The organism is Streptomyces viridochromogenes (assembly GCF_001270495.1).
In the GTDB taxonomy this organism is placed as follows: Bacteria; Actinomycetota; Actinomycetes; order Streptomycetales; family Streptomycetaceae; genus Streptomyces; species Streptomyces viridochromogenes_A.
The window spans coordinates 1-368 of the sequence record NZ_LGUR01000121.1 but is presented as its reverse complement, the minus strand read 5'-3'; the positions used below and the strand labels follow the sequence as shown (position 1 = coordinate 368).

Below are 368 nucleotides of genomic sequence, written 5' to 3'. Positions count from 1 at the left end.
GCTGCTCATCAACAGCGTGGTCCGGCCCCGGGTGCGGGCCGTGGCGCAGGCGATCATGTATCTGCCGCACTTCTTCTCGTGGGTCCTCGTGGTCACCGTCTTCCAGCAGATCTTCGGCGGAGCGGGCATCATCGCCCAGACCCTGGAGGACCACGGCTGGAGCGGCTTCGACCTGATGACCAACGCGGACCTCTTCAAGTACCTGGTCACCGCGCAGGCCGTCTGGAAGGACGCCGGCTGGGGGATCATCGTCTTCCTCGCGGCGCTGTCCGCGGTCAGCACCGACCTGTACGAGGCCGCCGCCATGGACGGCGCCGGGCGCTGGCGCCGCATGTGGCACGTCACGCTGCCCGCGCTGCGCCCGGTGA

1 protein-coding gene is annotated in these 368 nt (G+C 69.3%); it reads left to right on the top strand.

Features of this window, described 5'->3' with window-relative positions; translation table 11 throughout:
• Window positions 1–368 (top strand): ABC transporter permease subunit (locus ADK36_RS14730; RefSeq protein ID WP_159391151.1); only part of this gene is annotated, 368 nt, incomplete at both ends.